Origin of the sequence: Nucisporomicrobium flavum (genome assembly GCF_016464385.1) — a bacterium.
Taxonomy (GTDB): Bacteria; Actinomycetota; Actinomycetes; order Mycobacteriales; family Micromonosporaceae; genus Actinoplanes; species Actinoplanes flavus_A.
Map to the genome: position 1 here is coordinate 53,499 of NZ_JADMLH010000003.1, position 15,448 is coordinate 68,946.

The window sequence follows — 15,448 nt, forward strand, 5'->3', positions numbered from 1 at the left end:
ACGAACCGGGAGACCCCCTCATGAGGATGGCCCCTGCCCGCAGGACCCTCGTCTGCGTCATGGTCGCGTCGGTCACGCTGGTCCTCGGCGTCCGCGCGCCCGCGTACGCCGACCCCGGCTACGACCACCCGGCGCCGCAGGACGCCAAGCCGGTGCCGATGACGAAGGTGCCGGTCCGCGCCGCCGTCATGCCGAACACGAAGATGCTCACCGGCGCGGTGCCGGACGCGGCGTGGCCGACCGGCGCCGCCGAGGTCGCCGCGACCGGCCGGCCCGCCAAAGCCGGCGCCCTGCCGGTCAAGGTCGCCTCGACCACGGCGGCCACCCTGCGCGTGGAGTTCCTCGACCGGGCCGCCAGCGACCGGGCCGGGGTGCCCGGAGTGCTGCTGCGCGTCGGCGCCGCCCCGGGCGCCACGACCCGGGCCGCCGCGGTGGCCGGGACCCGGGTGCCGCTGAGCATCGACTACCGCGGGTTCCGCAACCTTTACGGCGGGGACTGGGCCTCCCGGCTGCGGGCGGTCGCGCTGCCCGACTGCGCCCTCACCACGCCGTCCGCGGCGGCGTGCGCGGGAAAGCCGCTCGCCGGCTCCAACGACTACCGGCGCGGCGTGCTCACCACGACCGCCTCCCTGGCGGCCTCCGGCACCTCGCTGGTCGCGCTGGTCGGCGGCGAGTCCGGACCGGCCGGCGACTTCGGCGCCACCGACGTCGCGCCGTCCTCCACCTGGCAGGCCGGCGGCAGCACCGGCGACTTCACCTGGAGCTATCCGCTGCGGATGCCGCCCGCGCTGGGTGGCCAGGCGCCCAAGGTGAGCTTCAACTACTCCTCGCAGTCCATCGACGGGCGGACGTCGGCCACCAACAACCAGCCGTCCTGGCTGGGCGAGGGCTTCGAGTACTCGCCGGGTTACGTCGAGCGCAAGTACAAGAGCTGCCTCGACGACATGGGCGGCAACGCCAACAACAGCAAGAAGACCGGCGACTTCTGCCAGTCGGACGGCTCGAGCGTGGTGCTCTCGCTGGGCGGGTCGACGAACGAGCTGATCTACAACGCGACCGACAAGTACTGGCACCCGAAGAAGGACGACGGCACGAAGGTCGAGCTGGCGAAAGACACCAGCTTCGCCAACGGTGACGACGACGGCGAGTACTGGAAGGCCACCACGTCCGACGGTGTGCAGTACTGGTTCGGGCGCAACCGGCTGCCCGGCTGGAGTGCGAACAAGGCCGAGACCAAGTCGGTCTGGACCGTGCCGGTGGCCGGCAACAACACCGACGAGACCTGCCACAAGGACGCCTTCGTCGACTCCTTCTGCGACGAGGGCTGGCGCTGGAACCTCGACTACGTCGTGGACCCGCACCAGAACACGCTCTCGTACTGGTACGCGGCGGAGGACAACTGGTACGGCCGCAACAACGACGCGACCAAGCGCTCGAAGTACACCCGCGGCGGCATGCTGAGCCGGATCGACTACGGCACCCGTACCGATGACATCTTCGGCACGGCGCCGATGCAGGTCCTCTTCGATCCGGACGACCGCTGTTCCAAGACGACCGGCTGCGACATCGACGACAAGGACAACTGGAAGAACTGGCTCGACACCCCGCTGGACAAGCGGTGCAAGGAGAACACCGACTGCAAGGACAACTTCTCGCCGACGTTCTGGTCGACCAAGCGGCTGGCGAAGGTGACCACGCAGGTCTGGGGCGGCTCGGGCTACCGCAAGGTCGATTCGTGGACGCTGCGGGCGTCGTGGACCGAGCCGCTGGACGGCAACCACGCCGGGCTCTGGCTCGCCGGCATCACCCACACCGGCCACGTCGGCGGGACGATCACGCTGCCGGAGACCGTGCTGACCGGCACGAAGATGAACAACCGCGTGGACTCGAATTCCGACGACATCTACGCGTACGCATGGCCTCGCCTGACCGCGATCCGCAGTGAGAGCGGGGGCCAGACGTCGGTCTTCTACACCGACCCGCAGTGCGTCGCGGACACGCTCGAGCCGGACAAGGACCACCTCGACACCAACCAGCTGCTCTGCTACCCGGTCAAGTGGACCCCGGACGGGTTCGAGAACCCGATCGTGGACTACTTCCACAAGTACGTGCTCCGCGCCGTCACCGAGACCGACCTGACCGGCGGCTCGCCCTCGGTGAAGAGCAAGTACGAGTACCTCGGCAAACCGGCCTGGCACTACGACGAGTACAACGGCCTGGTCAAGAAGTCCCGGCTGACCTGGGGCCAGTGGCGCGGCTACGAGGGCGTACGGGTCCTGCGCGGCGAGGCGGGGGAGCAGACCCGCACCGAGACGTCCTACTTCCGGGGCATGGACGGCGACAAGACCACGGGCGGGCGGCGCGACATCAGCCTGCCGGCGATCGACACGTCGCCGGCCGTCGCGGACTCGGACGCCTTCGCGGGCATGGTGCGTGAGGAGCGCACGTACGACAACGACAAGGTCATCTCGGCGAGCGTCTCCACACCGTGGCAGTCGGCGGCCACCGCGACCCGGACCGTCGACAACGTCGCCACCGAGGCGCGCTTCGTCAACGTCGCGGCGACCCGCAGCCGTACCCTGCGCCCGGCGGACGACTCGTGGCGCCGCACGACCAAGACCATGAAGTACGACGACCGCGGCATGCTCGTGCAGACCGACGACGGCGGCGACGACGCGGTGGTCGGCAGCGACACCGTTCCCGGCGACGAGACGTGCGTCAAGACGACGTACGCCCGCAACAGCACCATCTGGATCATGGATCGGCCGTCGAAGGTCGAGACGTACGCGCGCCCCTGCGCGGTCGCGCCGAAGACCGCCGACGACGTCATCGGGATCACCCGCAACTTCTTCGACAACTCGGTGAGCGCGGGCGCCGCGCCGAGCACCTACGGCGACGTGACCCGGGTGGAGTCGCTGGCCACCTGGAGCAGCCCCACGAGCATGACGTTCGTCGCGCAGCAGCGGGCGCACTACGACGACTACGGCCGTACCGATCAGGCGTGGGACCTGGCCGGCGTCAAGCGCACCACCGCGTACGACCGGGTGTCCGGCGGCGGCGTCGTCAAGGTCACGCAGACCACCGTGGCCGACTCGAAGCTGCACACGACGTCGTCGGAGTTCGACCCGGCGTGGGGCGCGCAGACCGCCGCGGTGGACGAGAACGAGAACCGTACCGACATCACGTTCGACGCCCTGGGGCGTACGGCCGCGGTGTGGCAGCCGGGCCGGAGCCGCTCGGCCGGCGCGAACGCCGTGTTCACGTACGAGATGCGCACCGACGGCGTGGTCGCCACCCGCACCCAGACGCTCAACGCGGCCGGCAACTACGTCACCAGCTACACGCTCTTCGACTCGCTGCTGCGCAAGCGTCAGACCCAGGCCGACTCGCCGACCGCGAAGTCGCGCATGGTGACGGAGACCCGCTACGACTCGGCCGGCAGGGCGGTGCTCGAGCTGGGCCCGGTGGTCAACAACAACCCGCCGGGCAAGGACCTGGCCACCGTCGAGGCGGACCTGGTCTACCCGCAGACCCGGACCACCTACGATCAGGCCGGCCGGACGATCGCGCAGATCTTCCAGCCGCGCGGCACCGAGCGCTGGCGCACCACGATGGTCTACGGCGGTGACCGCACCAGCAAGATCCCGCCGCAGGGCGGCACGGCGGTGCAGACCGTCACCAACGCCATCGGCAAGACCGTCGCCCTCAAGCAGTACAAGCCCGGCGCCGGGGTCGACAGCGGCACGGTCACCAGCTACGCCTACAACCGCAAGGGCGAGCTGGTGCTGGTCACCGGCCCGGGCGGCGCCAAGTGGGAGTACAAGCGCGACCTGCGGGGCCGGCTCGTCCAGACCAAGGACCCGGACAAGGGTACGGTCGACTACACGTTCGACACCGCCGACCGCATGGCCACCGTGTCCGACGCACGCGGCGCCGCGTCCGCGCTGAAGTACTCGTACGACGGGCTGGGCCGCAAGACCGGCATCTTCGACAAGGCCACCAACGCCAAGCGGGCCACCTGGGCGTACGACACGGCTCCCGGCGGCAAGGGCAAGGTCGCGTCGACCAGCCGGTGGGTCGGGTCGGACGAGTACAAGACCGCGATCCGCGGCTACAACCCCCGCGGGCTGTCCACGGGCACCACGACCACGCTGCCGGCATCCGAGGGAGCGCTGGCCGGCGATTACTCGTACATCATCGGCTACAACATCGCGACGGACAGCAGCGTCTCCGGCTACACGTACGGCGGCCGCGCCGACCTGATGCCGGAGACGATCTTCTACAACTACGACCCGGCGAGCGGCCTGCCGTCCAGCGTGGACAGCGACTACCCGGGCGCCAACGCGTACGTGAAATCGACGTCGTACTCCGGGATCGCGCAGCCGACCGGCTTCGTGCTGACCACCGACAAGCGCGGTGCGGTGGAGACCTACCGCGACTACGCGTACGACCTGTCCACCGGCCGGCTCGACCACTCGACGACCAGCACCACCTCCAAGGGCGTGCTGTCCCAGCCGCAGTACAGCTACGACGACGCCGGCAACATCACCCGCATCTCGGATCCGCTGACCGGGCTCGGCGGCAACGCCGACACCCAGTGCTTCTCGCAGGACTATCTCCAGCGCCTGACCGAGGCCTGGACACCGGGCGACGGCAGCTGCGACCCGGCCAAGCGCAGCGTGGCGGGACTCGGCGGCCCGGCCAAGTACTGGCAGTCGTGGACCTACGACGACGCGGGAAACCGCAAGAGCCAGACCGACCACGGGACGCCGTCCGGCGACGCCCTCACCGAGTATCAGATCGCCGACGGCAAGAACGCCCTGGCGAGCACCACCGGCGCCATGGCCGGCACGTACGGCTACGACGAGATCGGCAATCTGAAGCGGCGCCCGACCGGGTCCGGCGACCAGACCCTGACCTGGGACGCCGAGGGGCATCTGGCGTCGGTCACCAGCGGGTCGAGCACCACGACGTTCCTCTACGACGCCGGCGGCACCCGCCTGCTGCGCAAGGACCCGCTGGTCACCACGGTCTACCTGGGCGACGTCGAGATCCGGCTGACCCGGGCGACCGGCGCGATCGCCGAGACGCGCAGCTACAAGTGGGCCGACCAGACCGTCGCGATGCGCACCACCAGCGGCGTCACCTGGCTGGCCAACGACCACCAGGGCACCGCCAACCTCCTCATCGACGCGGCCACCCAGCGCACCACGGTCCGCTACCAGTCGCCGTTCGGCGGCAACCGGGGCAGTGCGCCGCAGTGGCCCAACCAACGCGGCTTCCTCGGCGGTCAGGCCGATCCGACCGGGCTGACCCATCTCGGCGCCCGCGAGTACGACCCGGTCATCGCCCGGTTCGTCTCGGTCGACCCGGTGCTGGACAACGCCGACCCGCAGCAGATGAACGGGTACTCGTACGCCGACAACAACCCGATCTCGTCGTGCGACCCGGACGGCCAGCGGCCGTACCTCGAGCCCGGAGAGGCCGCCTACCCGCCCGCCAAGGGCGGCGGCGGCGGTGGTGGCGGCGGTGACAGCGGCGACTCCGAGGGCAGCGACCGCTGGTGGGAGGTCTTCAAGATCCCGCACGATGCCGCGATCGCCGAGCGGGTGCGGCAGATCAAGATCAAGTGGCCGCACGCCCGGGTCACCGTCACCCAGGCCGACAACTTCATCCGGGAGGGATCGTCCAAGGGCAACAACAAGCCCGGGTACGCCGACCTCATCTGCTGGAACTGTGACAGCGGCCGGATCTACATCTGGGAGATGAAGCACAAGGGCGGCCAGGCGGAGGCCGAGGGACCGGCCCAGCTGACCCGCTACGTGAACAAGCTCCAGGCTCAGATCCAGACCGATCCCAAGTACGCCGCGGAAAGCAAGAAACAGGTGGAGAAGGGCCCGCGCTTCGGCGTGGCGATGAACTCCTCCATTCCCAATCCGGCGAAACCTGGCTCGACGATCCTGGTGGAGGACGGCGCGGCGGACGGCATCCAGGTCTATTCGTTCGAGGACAACGACAAGGAACCCGCGGCGACGCCGACGCCGACCGCCACGTCCACCCCGACGCCGATAGCGACCGACTATCCGCGCCCCGGCGGGCGGACGCCCAGCCCGTCCACGAGCGCCCGGGCGCCGGAACTGCCCGCGAACGACGGAGTCAAGGTGGGCGCGCCCGACGTCGAGACCGTCGTCGCGGTGGTAGCCGTGGTCGCGGTGGTGGCCGTCGTGGTGGTCGCCGCGATCGTGCTCGCCCCGGTCGCCGTCGCCGCGGTCGCCGTCGTGGCCGGCATCGGGTCGCTGTTCGCATGGGGATAATGGCACTCCTGCGAGCGGAAGGAGCCGGAGGCAACCGATGACATGGCAGATGCAACTCCAGCTGACGGTGGAGCGGCCGGCGGACGACGCGGCGGCGGCGCGGATGCTGCGGGCCTGGTTCACCGGCGCCTTCGAGGCGGTGGGTGGCAAGCTGCGCGCCGCGGTGCTCGCCGCCGAGCCGATGTCCGACTACAACCTCAAGGGCCGGCCCGCCGACGAGCCGTACGGCAACCCGGGCGAGGTGTGGAGTGCCATCCACACCTCGGCCCGGGGCGCCCGCGGCGTGGTACGGACGAAGTCGAAGGCGTACTCCACCAAGGCGTGGAAAGCGTTCCTCGAGGGGCTGTCGGCTCCGCCGTTCGGCGCCGAGCTGACCGCGATCACGCTTGACCACGCCGGCTTTCCCAACGCCTTCCCGGCGCTGACCATCGGGCTGCGTACCAACGACGACGATCCCGGCTGGTGGTTCCTCAGTGTGCGCTTCGGGCCCGAGCTGCTCGACGACCCGGAGTTCCAGAAGTCGGCCCTCACGTTCGTCCGTTCCTTCGCCGACGACTGGAACCTCGCGTACGGCGAGATCTCGTACGACCGGGGGAGCGGCCGTACGGCGTTCGAGTCGGTGTTCCGCGGCCAGCCCGACCAGACCTCGCGCACCAGCCGGCAGACACTGCGCGGGTACGCATGGCTGACGATCTGCCCGCAGGAGGTCGGCGACCGCCTCGGCGGGCTCCCGGCGCTGCGCGCGAGCGGCGCGTTCGCCCAGGTGGAGGCGCTGAGCAACGGCGGCTACTGGCTGCTGGCCACCGACGACTGGCGTGACTTCGGACAGCCCGTCGCCGAACGGATGTTCTCGGTGCTCGCCCCCGCCCTGCGCCCGGGCGAGCCGCTGCCCGACGCGCCGGACGACCCGCCCTACTACGTGTCCCGTCGCGACGCGGCCGAGGCGCAGGGCTGAGCGCATGGGTTACACCGGCCGCATCCTGGTTGCCCGCACAGGCCCCTACCCCGGCGCCCTGTTCGAGGAGGAGAGAGCCGGCGGCTGGCGCTGGATCCAGCTCGACGGCGACGTCCCGGGCGCCCTCGGCGAGCTGGTCGCCGCCACCGGCACGCCGGCGGTCTCGGCGTTCGTCCTGGACAGCGACGTCGCCGACGTGGAGGCGCTGACCCCGGGCGGGCAGCGCTGGCGCACGTACCTGAACCCCGACGTCGCCGACCGCTACGGCGCGCCGCCGCTGAGCATGCCCCCCGACGAGGTCCTGCGCGCGGCGGTCTCCTGGGCGGCCGAGGCCGGGCTGAGCGCCGACGCGGACGCTGTCCGTGAGGCGCTCGGGGCGCATCACGTGGAGGCCGAGGAAGCCTTCGAGGACCTGATAACCGCCCTCGGCGTCGTCTGACGCCCGACGCCGCCGCCCGGTACACCTCGCTCGGCACGCGGGACGCCCCGATCTCCCTTCCCGCCCTGATCGAGCGCCTCGCAATGAAATCCGATCAGCGAGTCACTGAAAAAGCGTTATGTGATTCGGGTGGCGGTGCACTCCTATTACGTATCGACATGTGTCATTGCGCTGGGGTAATAGTTAACGCTAACTTCGCCATCACACACCAGGCGCCTGAGGGAGTCGGGATGCGCATGTCACGTGCCGGCCGGACAGGCCGGATCCTGATCGCCTCAATGCTGACCCTCGCCGGGGCCGTCGTGGTTCAGGACCCGGCACGCGCCGATACCACGCAGTTCCACGGGGTCAACTGGGCGGATCAGCGCGACAACTTCGTCGACGGCGTGCTCTACGTCTCGGGCCTCGGCCCGGCCGACACGTACGCCTCCGCGGCCGTCGTCGCCGATCGGGTGGTCGGCCAGCTCTCCTCCATCACCGGCGCCGACACCGTGCGCATGCCGATCAACGAGCCGACCGTCGCGACGTACTGGAACACGTACACCGGCGCCGTCGACCAGGCGCTCACCAAGGGCAAGGTGATCCTGGCGTACTGGGCCCACGCCGGCGGGCGCCCGGCGGACGTCGGCGCCTACGACCGGATGTGGGACACCGTCGTGGCCCGGTACAGGGGCAACAGCAACGCCTATTTCGAGGTCATCAACGAACCGTACGGATATGGCACGTCCGATCTGAACAACGTCTACAGCGCCTGGCTCGCCCGGCACCCGGACGTGCCCCGTGGCCGGGTCATCCTGGACGGTGCCGGGCTCGCCCAGAACGTCGCCGCGGTCGGTCAGGACAGCCGGTTGAACGAGACCCTGCTCGCCGTGCACGACTACTCGTTCTTCGCCGGATTCGAGGACGAGACCTCGTGGGCCAACCACATCGCCGCCTCCATCGGCGGTTACGCCTCCCGGACGGTGGCCACCGAATGGGGCGGTCCGATGGGTCCCGGCGCCAAGAACGGGGTCTCGTACGACACCATCGACTACTCCATCCCGAGCGGGTCCTTCTTCGCCGACTACGTCCGGGGCGTCAGCAGCAAGCTGCGCGAGCTCGGTGTCGGAGGGGTCTACTGGCCCGGCCTGCGCGACGGTGACTGGTACAGCCTCACCAAACGCTCCGGCAGCGGATCCAGCCTCACCCTGACGCTGACCAACCCGACCGGCTTGAACCGCCTGCGCTACTCCTGGGGCATCGGCACCGGTGGCAGCACCACGGTGCGCATCGTGAACGCCGCCACCGGCCTCTACGCCGACGGCTGGGGTCGTACCGCTGCGGGCAGCGACGTCGCGCAGGGCCCGGGCAGCTCCGGTCCGAACCAGCAGTGGGTGATCGAGAACTCCGGCACCTTCGTACGGATCAGGAACGTCGGCACCGGCCTGTACTTCGACGGCATGGGCCGGACCACGAACGGCAGCGCCGCCGGTCAATACATCGCCGGAACCTCGGCCAATCAGCAGTGGAGCGTGCTCACCGACGCGAACAACGTCCGGCTTCGCAACCGGGCCACCGGCCTGTACCTCGACGGCATGGGACGCACGGCGACCGGCGCGAGTGCCGGTCAGTACGGCGACTCCACCAGCGCCAACCAGCGCTGGAAGATCGTCGCCGCGGGTTGAGCACAAACGACCAGAAGGAAGCGACAGATGAACGAACTCCCCGCCCGCCCGCGGCGCCTTCGAGCCCGGCTGCTCATCGCCGGTGCTGTCGCCGCGGTGACCGTCGTGGCGTCGGGTGCCGTGGCCACCCTCGCGCACGCCGATCTCAGCGGCCCGCCCGGTACGACGTTGAAGGCGGCGGCCGAGCGCAGTGGCCGGTATTTCGGCGCCGCCATGGGAGGCGACCGCCTCAACGACTCGGGTTTCCTCACGATCGCGAACCGCGAGTTCGACATGATGACGGCCGTCAACGAGATGAAGCCCGACGCCACCGAGCCCAACAGAGGCCAGTTCACCTTCGCCGCCGGCGACGCCATCTACAACTGGGCCGTCCAGCACGGCATGCGGGTACGCGGCCACACCCTGGCCTGGCACGCCCAGCAGCCGCGATTCTGGGGGAGTCTCAGCGGCAGCGCCCTGCGCGAGGCGATGATCGAGCACATCAACGGCGTGATGGCCCACTACAGGGGCAAGCTGGCCTACTGGGACGTGGTCAACGAGGCGTTCGCGGAGAACGGCAGCCGCCGGCAGTCCAATCTGCAGGCCACCGGCAACGACTGGATCGAGGTCGCGTTCCGCACCGCCCGCGCCGCCGACCCGTCGGTCAAGCTCTGCTACAACGACTACAACATCGAGAACTGGACGTACGCGAAGACGCAGGGCGTCTACAACATGATCCGCGACTTCAAGTCCCGCGGCGTACCGATCGACTGCGTCGGCCTGCAGACCCACTTCACCGGCGGTAGCTCGCTGCCGGGCAACTTCCAGACCACGCTGTCGAGCTTCGCGGCCCTCGGGGTGGACGTGGCGCTGACCGAGGCGGACGTCACCAACGCGGCGACCAACCAGTACCAGGGTCTCACCCAGGCATGCGCGAGCGTCCCCCGCTGCGTCGGCATCACGACGTGGGGCATCCGGGACAGCGACTCCTGGCGTGGCAGCGAGAACCCGCTGCTGTTCGACCGCAACAGCAACCCCAAGCCGGCGTACTCGGCCGTCCTCGGCGCGCTCAACGCCGCCTCCACCACGGTGCCCGGAACCAGCACCCCGCCCAGCACCCCGCCCAGCACCCCGCCCGGCAGCCCGCCCAGCACCCCGCCGAGCAGCCCGCCGAGCAGCCAGCCGGGCGCCTGCACGGCGACCTACCGCACGACCAACAGCTGGAACGGCGGCTTCCAGGGCGAGGTCACGGTGGCCAACAACGGCTCCGCCACACTCAGCGGCTGGACCGTGAACCTGACGCTGGCCGGCGGGCAGAGCCTGGTCAACGTCTGGAACGGCGTCGCCACCGGCACCAGCGGCGCGATCAGCGTGCGCAACGCCGACTACAACGGTTCGCTCGGCGCGAGCGCCTCGACCAGTTTCGGGTTCGTGGCCAACGCGAGCAGCAGCACGGCGCCTGGAAGCATCTCCTGCACCAGTCCCTGACCGGCCGCACCTGCCAGCCTTGGGCATCGACAGCGCAGGGCCCGGAGCTACCCGCTCCGGGCCCTGCGCCGCGTCGACGGCCACCGCCTGAAGGGGCGGCGGCCGTTTGACTTTCTACGACGTAGAGCTACTCTGCACTGTAGAACACAGACCTACGATGAGGAGCCCTCAGGATGGCTACGCTCGGCCGGTGGTGCTTCCGGCACCGATTCATCGTGCTTGCCTTGTGGATCGCGATGGTGGGGGTGCTCGGTGGCGTGGGCAGCGCCGTCGGCACGGCCTACAGTGACTCGTTCTCCCTGCCGGGCACCGACTCGACCCGGGCCCTCAATCTCCTGCAGAAGGCGTTCCCCGGCGAGTCCGGCGACTCGGTCAGCCTGGTGTGGCACACGTCCGGAGGAGCCGTCACGGACCCGGCCGTTCGCGACCGGCTGACGGCGACCATGCAGCAGATCGAGAGTTCGCCGCATGTGGCACAGGTGCTGAGCCCGTATGGCGAATACGGTGCCGCGCAGATCAGCGCGGACAAGGCGACGGCGTTCGCGCTGATCAACTTCGATGACGACGCCAGCAAGATCCCGACCGAGGACATCACGCACCTGCTCGATCTGGCCGCGGCCGCCCGGAACAGCGGTCTGCAGGTCGAGATGGGCGGGATCGCGATCTCCGCCAACGAGGGCGGCGCCGCTTTCGGTAGTGAGATCTACATCGGTCTGATCGCGGCCGCGGTCGTACTCTTCCTGGCCTTCGGCTCCCTGGCATCGATGCTGCTGCCCCTGCTGAGCGCCATCGTCGCGCTCGGCGCGGGCATCTCCGCCGTCGGCCTGCTCACCAACACGATCACCATCGGTACGACCGCGCCGACGCTGGCCGCGCTGATCGGCCTCGGCGTCGGTGTGGACTACGCGCTTTTCCTCGTCACTCGCTACCGCAACGCGTTGAAGCAGGGGCGCCCCGCCGAGGAGGCCATCGGGAACGCGCTCGACACCTCCGGACGTGCGGTGATCTTCGCGGGCGCGACCGTCATCGTGTCGCTGCTGGGTCTGTTCGTCCTCGACATCTCTTTCATCACCGGGATGGCGATCGGCGCGGCCGTGACGGTCCTGATCTCGGTGGCCAGCGCCATCACCTTCCTGCCCGCGTTGCTCGGCGTCATCGGCAAGCGAGTGCTCAGCCGGCGGGAGCGCAAGCATCTGGCCGAGCACGGTCCCGTCGTGTCCACCGCGGGCAGCCGGTGGACACGCTGGTCGAACTGGGTCGAACGGCACCCGGTCCGGCCCGCGCTGCTCGGCCTGGCGATCATGTGCGTCCTCGCGGTGCCCTTCACCAGCATGCGGCTCGGTGCCGCCGACGAGGGCAACCTGCCGCCGGACAAGACCGCCCGCAAGGCCTACGACCTCCTCGCCGAGGGGTTCGGTCCCGGGTTCAACGGCCCGTTGCTCCTCGTGGCCGACCTGCCGGCGGGAACGGGGCCGGACTCGTTGAACCGGCTGGCCGAGCAGGTCAAGCAGACCCCGGGGATCGTGTCGGTCGGCACGCCGATCCCGAACGACGCCGGGACGGCCGCGATCCTGCAAGTTGTGCCGTCCACGGCGCCGCAGGACGAAGCGACCAGCGAGACCCTCACCCGGCTGCGCGAGGAGGTCATTCCCCAGGCCACCGCGGGCACCGGCATCAAGGTGTACGTCGGCGGCCTGACCGCGGTGTTCGACGACTTCTCCGACATCTTCGCGGCGAAGCTGCCGCTGTTCCTGGCCATCGTGATCGGTCTGGGGTGCCTGCTCATCCTGGTCGCCTTCCGGAGCATCGTGCTGGCCCTCACCGCGGCGGTGATGAACCTGCTGGCTGCGGCGGCGGCCTTCGGGGTGGTCACCGCGGTGTTCCAGTGGGGCTGGGACATGAACTTCATCACGATCGGCCGGGCCGGCCCGATCGAGGCGTACCTGCCGGCCATGATGCTGGCCATCCTCTTCGGACTTTCCATGGACTATCAGGTCTTCCTGCTCAGCCGGGTCCATGAGGAGTGGCTGCGCTCCGGGAAGAACGGGAGGGCGGTCGCGGTGGGGCAGGCCGATACCGGGCAGGTGATCACGGCAGCGGCCACGATCATGATTCTCGTGTTCGGCTCCACCGGGCTGGGTGACGAGCGGGTGACCTCGGAGTTCGGCGTCGGCCTGGCGGCGGCGGTCGCGCTGGACGCATTCGTGCTACGGACCCTGCTGGTGCCGGCCGTCATGCATCTGCTGGGTCGTTCCAACTGGTGGATTCCGCGCTGGCTCGACCGGGTGTTGCCGCACGTCTCCATCGATCCCGCGGACAACTTCCCGGCGCCGGAGCCGGTCAGGGACCCGCACCCCGCCGCCCGGTAGCACAGGGCGACAGAACACGCGGTGGCAGGCGTACGCCGGGGGTCGGATTTTAGGCCGGTATGATCCCCGGCGTGCCACTTGTGCTGTCCCCATCGGACATCGATTACTGGTTCAACCTGGGGCAGTCGCTGACGGCCGGTCCCCGGGTGCACCGGCCGTCCCCGTTCTCGGCGCTGCTGGCCGCGGGCATGCGGAGCACGGCCGGCGAGGTCGTTGTCGACGCCGGCTGCGGCGCCGGTCTCGTCACGGTCGCCGCCCTCATGTCCGGCGCCGACCATGTGATCGCCCAGGACTTCGATCCCGATTGCCTGACCGATACCGCGGCCAACGTGGAACGGCTGCTGGGGCGCGGAGCGCGCACTCGCCTGACGCTGTGGGAGGCGGACTGGCGACAGCTCGGGCCCATGCGGGCCGACCTGCTCGCCGTCAACCCCCCGCAGCGGCCGACGGCCCTGCTGCCGGACGTGAGCGCGGACGTCCGGCATCTGCACGAGGGCGGCGGCGACGACGGCTTCGACGCTCTGCGGCTCGTCCTCGCGCATGCTGCGGCTGGGCGGGTGCACACGACCGCGGCGGCGGTGCTCGACCTGCCCGCTGCTCAGGACGGGCTGTGCGGCACGACCTGGCACCGGCCGTCGATAGTCGCCCAGGCCGAACTGCCGCTCGACCGGGCCTGGCAACTGCTGGTGCCCGGCCTTGTCGGCCGGGTCGACGTCTGGCAGTTCGTGCGCCGCTGAGAGTAGGGCTCGACTGACCATCGAAGATCAAGGTCGAGACTCGGCGTCTGATCGCAACACGGCCAGGCCGTGCAGACGCGGAGGGTCTGATGGACATCCCCCATACCGATATCCAGGTGGCCGTCGTGATGGCCGACATCGCGGTGGTACTCGGGATCAGTGCCCTGCTAGTCCCGGTGTTCCGGCGGTTGGGGCAGCCGCCGGTGATCGGGGAGATCGTCGCCGGCATCCTGCTGGGCCCGAGCGTCCTGGGTCTGCTGCCCGGTAACCTGCCCGGGACGTTGTTCCCCGCCTCGGCCCGGCCGTTTCTCTCGATGATCGCCCAGGTCGGGTTGTTGCTCTTCATGTTCCTGGTCGGCTGGGAGTTCAACTTCGGCCTGATGCGCCGCGCCGGGCGTGCGGTCACCTCGATCTCGCTGACCGCGATCGCGTTCTCCTTCGGTCTCGGGCTCGCGCTGGCGACCTGGCTCTATCGACGGCACCACACGGTCGACGGCACGCGGGTGTCGTTCCTGGTCTTCGCCGTCTTCCTTGGTGCGGCCATGTCGATCACCGCGTTCCCCGTGCTGGCGCGGATCCTGTCCGACGGCAATCTGACCAACACCAGGGTCGGCTCGATCGTGCTGGCCTCGGCCGCGATCGACGACGTTGTGGCCTGGACGATGCTGGCTGTCGTGGTCGCCGGCTTCACCGCCGCCGGCGGGGCGACCCTGGCCGTGGTTCTCGGCCTCTTCCTGCTGTACGTCCTGGTCATGGCGTTCGTGGTGCGTCCGCTACTGCACCGCGCGGTGCGCGCCCTCACCCGGAACGGGAAGGCCTCGGTCCATCTGCTGCCGTTGATCGGCGCTGGACTCTTCCTGTCCGCGTTCGCCACCTCGTGGATCGGCGTGCACGTGATCTTCGGTGCGTTCGCGTTCGGCATCATCATGCCGCGGGAGAACGCCGGACTTCTCGGGCGCATCCTTCACGAACCGCTCGAGAACTGCATCCGGCTGCTGCTGCCGATCTTCTTCATCGTCACCGGCCTCTCCGTCGACCTCGGTGCACTGGGCTGGGCCGAGGCCGGGGAACTGGCGCTGATCATCCTGTGTGCCTGCAGCGGCAAGCTGCTCGGTGCCGGGGCCGCCGCCAGGGTGTCCGGACAGAGCTGGCGTGACTCCTACAGCATCGGTCTGCTGATGAACACCCGCGGCCTGACCGAGCTGGTCATCCTCAACATCGGTGTCACGCTGGGGCTGCTCGACGGCCGCATGTTCACCATGATGGTGATCATGGCCCTGGTCACCACCGCGATGGCCGGGCCGCTCCTGCCGCGCTCGCTGCCCCGGGCGGCGCGCATCGGCCTCACCACGTCCGCGCCGGCCGGCGGTGAGCCGGTTCGTGCACAGGTTCTGGCCTCGACCACCTCACGACAGGTCCTTGAGTGATCGCAAGAAGGCTGGTGGGCGGCGCCGGCCGGGCCGGGACGAAGAGCCGGCCCGGCCCGAAGGACAACGAAGGGGA

At 69.7% G+C, this 15,448-nt stretch carries 8 protein-coding genes; all 8 read left to right on the forward strand.

Translation table 11 applies throughout. From position 1 onward, the window contains the following. The first annotated feature begins 20 nt into the window (after nt 1-20). Entirely contained in the window at nt 21-6,314 is a 6,294-nt protein-coding gene (locus IT780_RS08360) for an RHS repeat domain-containing protein (RefSeq protein ID WP_199510879.1), read from the forward strand. 37 nt (nt 6,315-6,351) lie between these two features. After that, on the forward strand, nt 6,352-7,269 hold the full coding sequence (locus tag IT780_RS08365; protein WP_199510880.1) for a hypothetical protein: 918 nt from the start codon (nt 6,352-6,354) through the stop codon (nt 7,267-7,269). A 4-nt stretch (nt 7,270-7,273) separates the two neighbouring features. Beyond that, on the forward strand, nt 7,274-7,708 hold the full coding sequence (locus IT780_RS08370; protein ID WP_199510881.1) for a hypothetical protein: 435 nt from the start codon (nt 7,274-7,276) through the stop codon (nt 7,706-7,708). Nucleotides 7,709-7,938: 230 nt separating this feature from the next. Then, nucleotides 7,939-9,372 (forward strand): RICIN domain-containing protein, encoded by a 1,434-nt coding sequence (locus IT780_RS08375; protein WP_199510882.1) that lies wholly within the window; start codon nt 7,939-7,941, stop codon nt 9,370-9,372. 27 nt (nt 9,373-9,399) lie between these two features. After that, on the forward strand, nt 9,400-10,839 hold the full coding sequence (locus tag IT780_RS08380) for an endo-1,4-beta-xylanase (RefSeq protein WP_199510883.1): 1,440 nt from the start codon (nt 9,400-9,402) through the stop codon (nt 10,837-10,839). A 173-nt stretch (nt 10,840-11,012) separates the two neighbouring features. Continuing rightward, complete coding sequence (locus IT780_RS08385; protein ID WP_199510884.1) at nt 11,013-13,208, forward strand: MMPL family transporter; 2,196 nt, start codon at nt 11,013-11,015, stop codon at nt 13,206-13,208. Between the two features lie 71 nt (nt 13,209-13,279). Continuing rightward, entirely contained in the window at nt 13,280-13,945 is a 666-nt protein-coding gene (locus IT780_RS08390; protein ID WP_199510885.1) for a 50S ribosomal protein L11 methyltransferase, read from the forward strand. A gap of 89 nt (nt 13,946-14,034) precedes the next feature. Continuing rightward, nucleotides 14,035-15,372: a cation:proton antiporter domain-containing protein gene (locus tag IT780_RS08395; protein WP_199510886.1), complete on the forward strand. Its 1,338-nt coding sequence runs from the start codon at nt 14,035-14,037 to the stop codon at nt 15,370-15,372. The last annotated feature ends 76 nt before the right edge of the window (nt 15,373-15,448 follow it).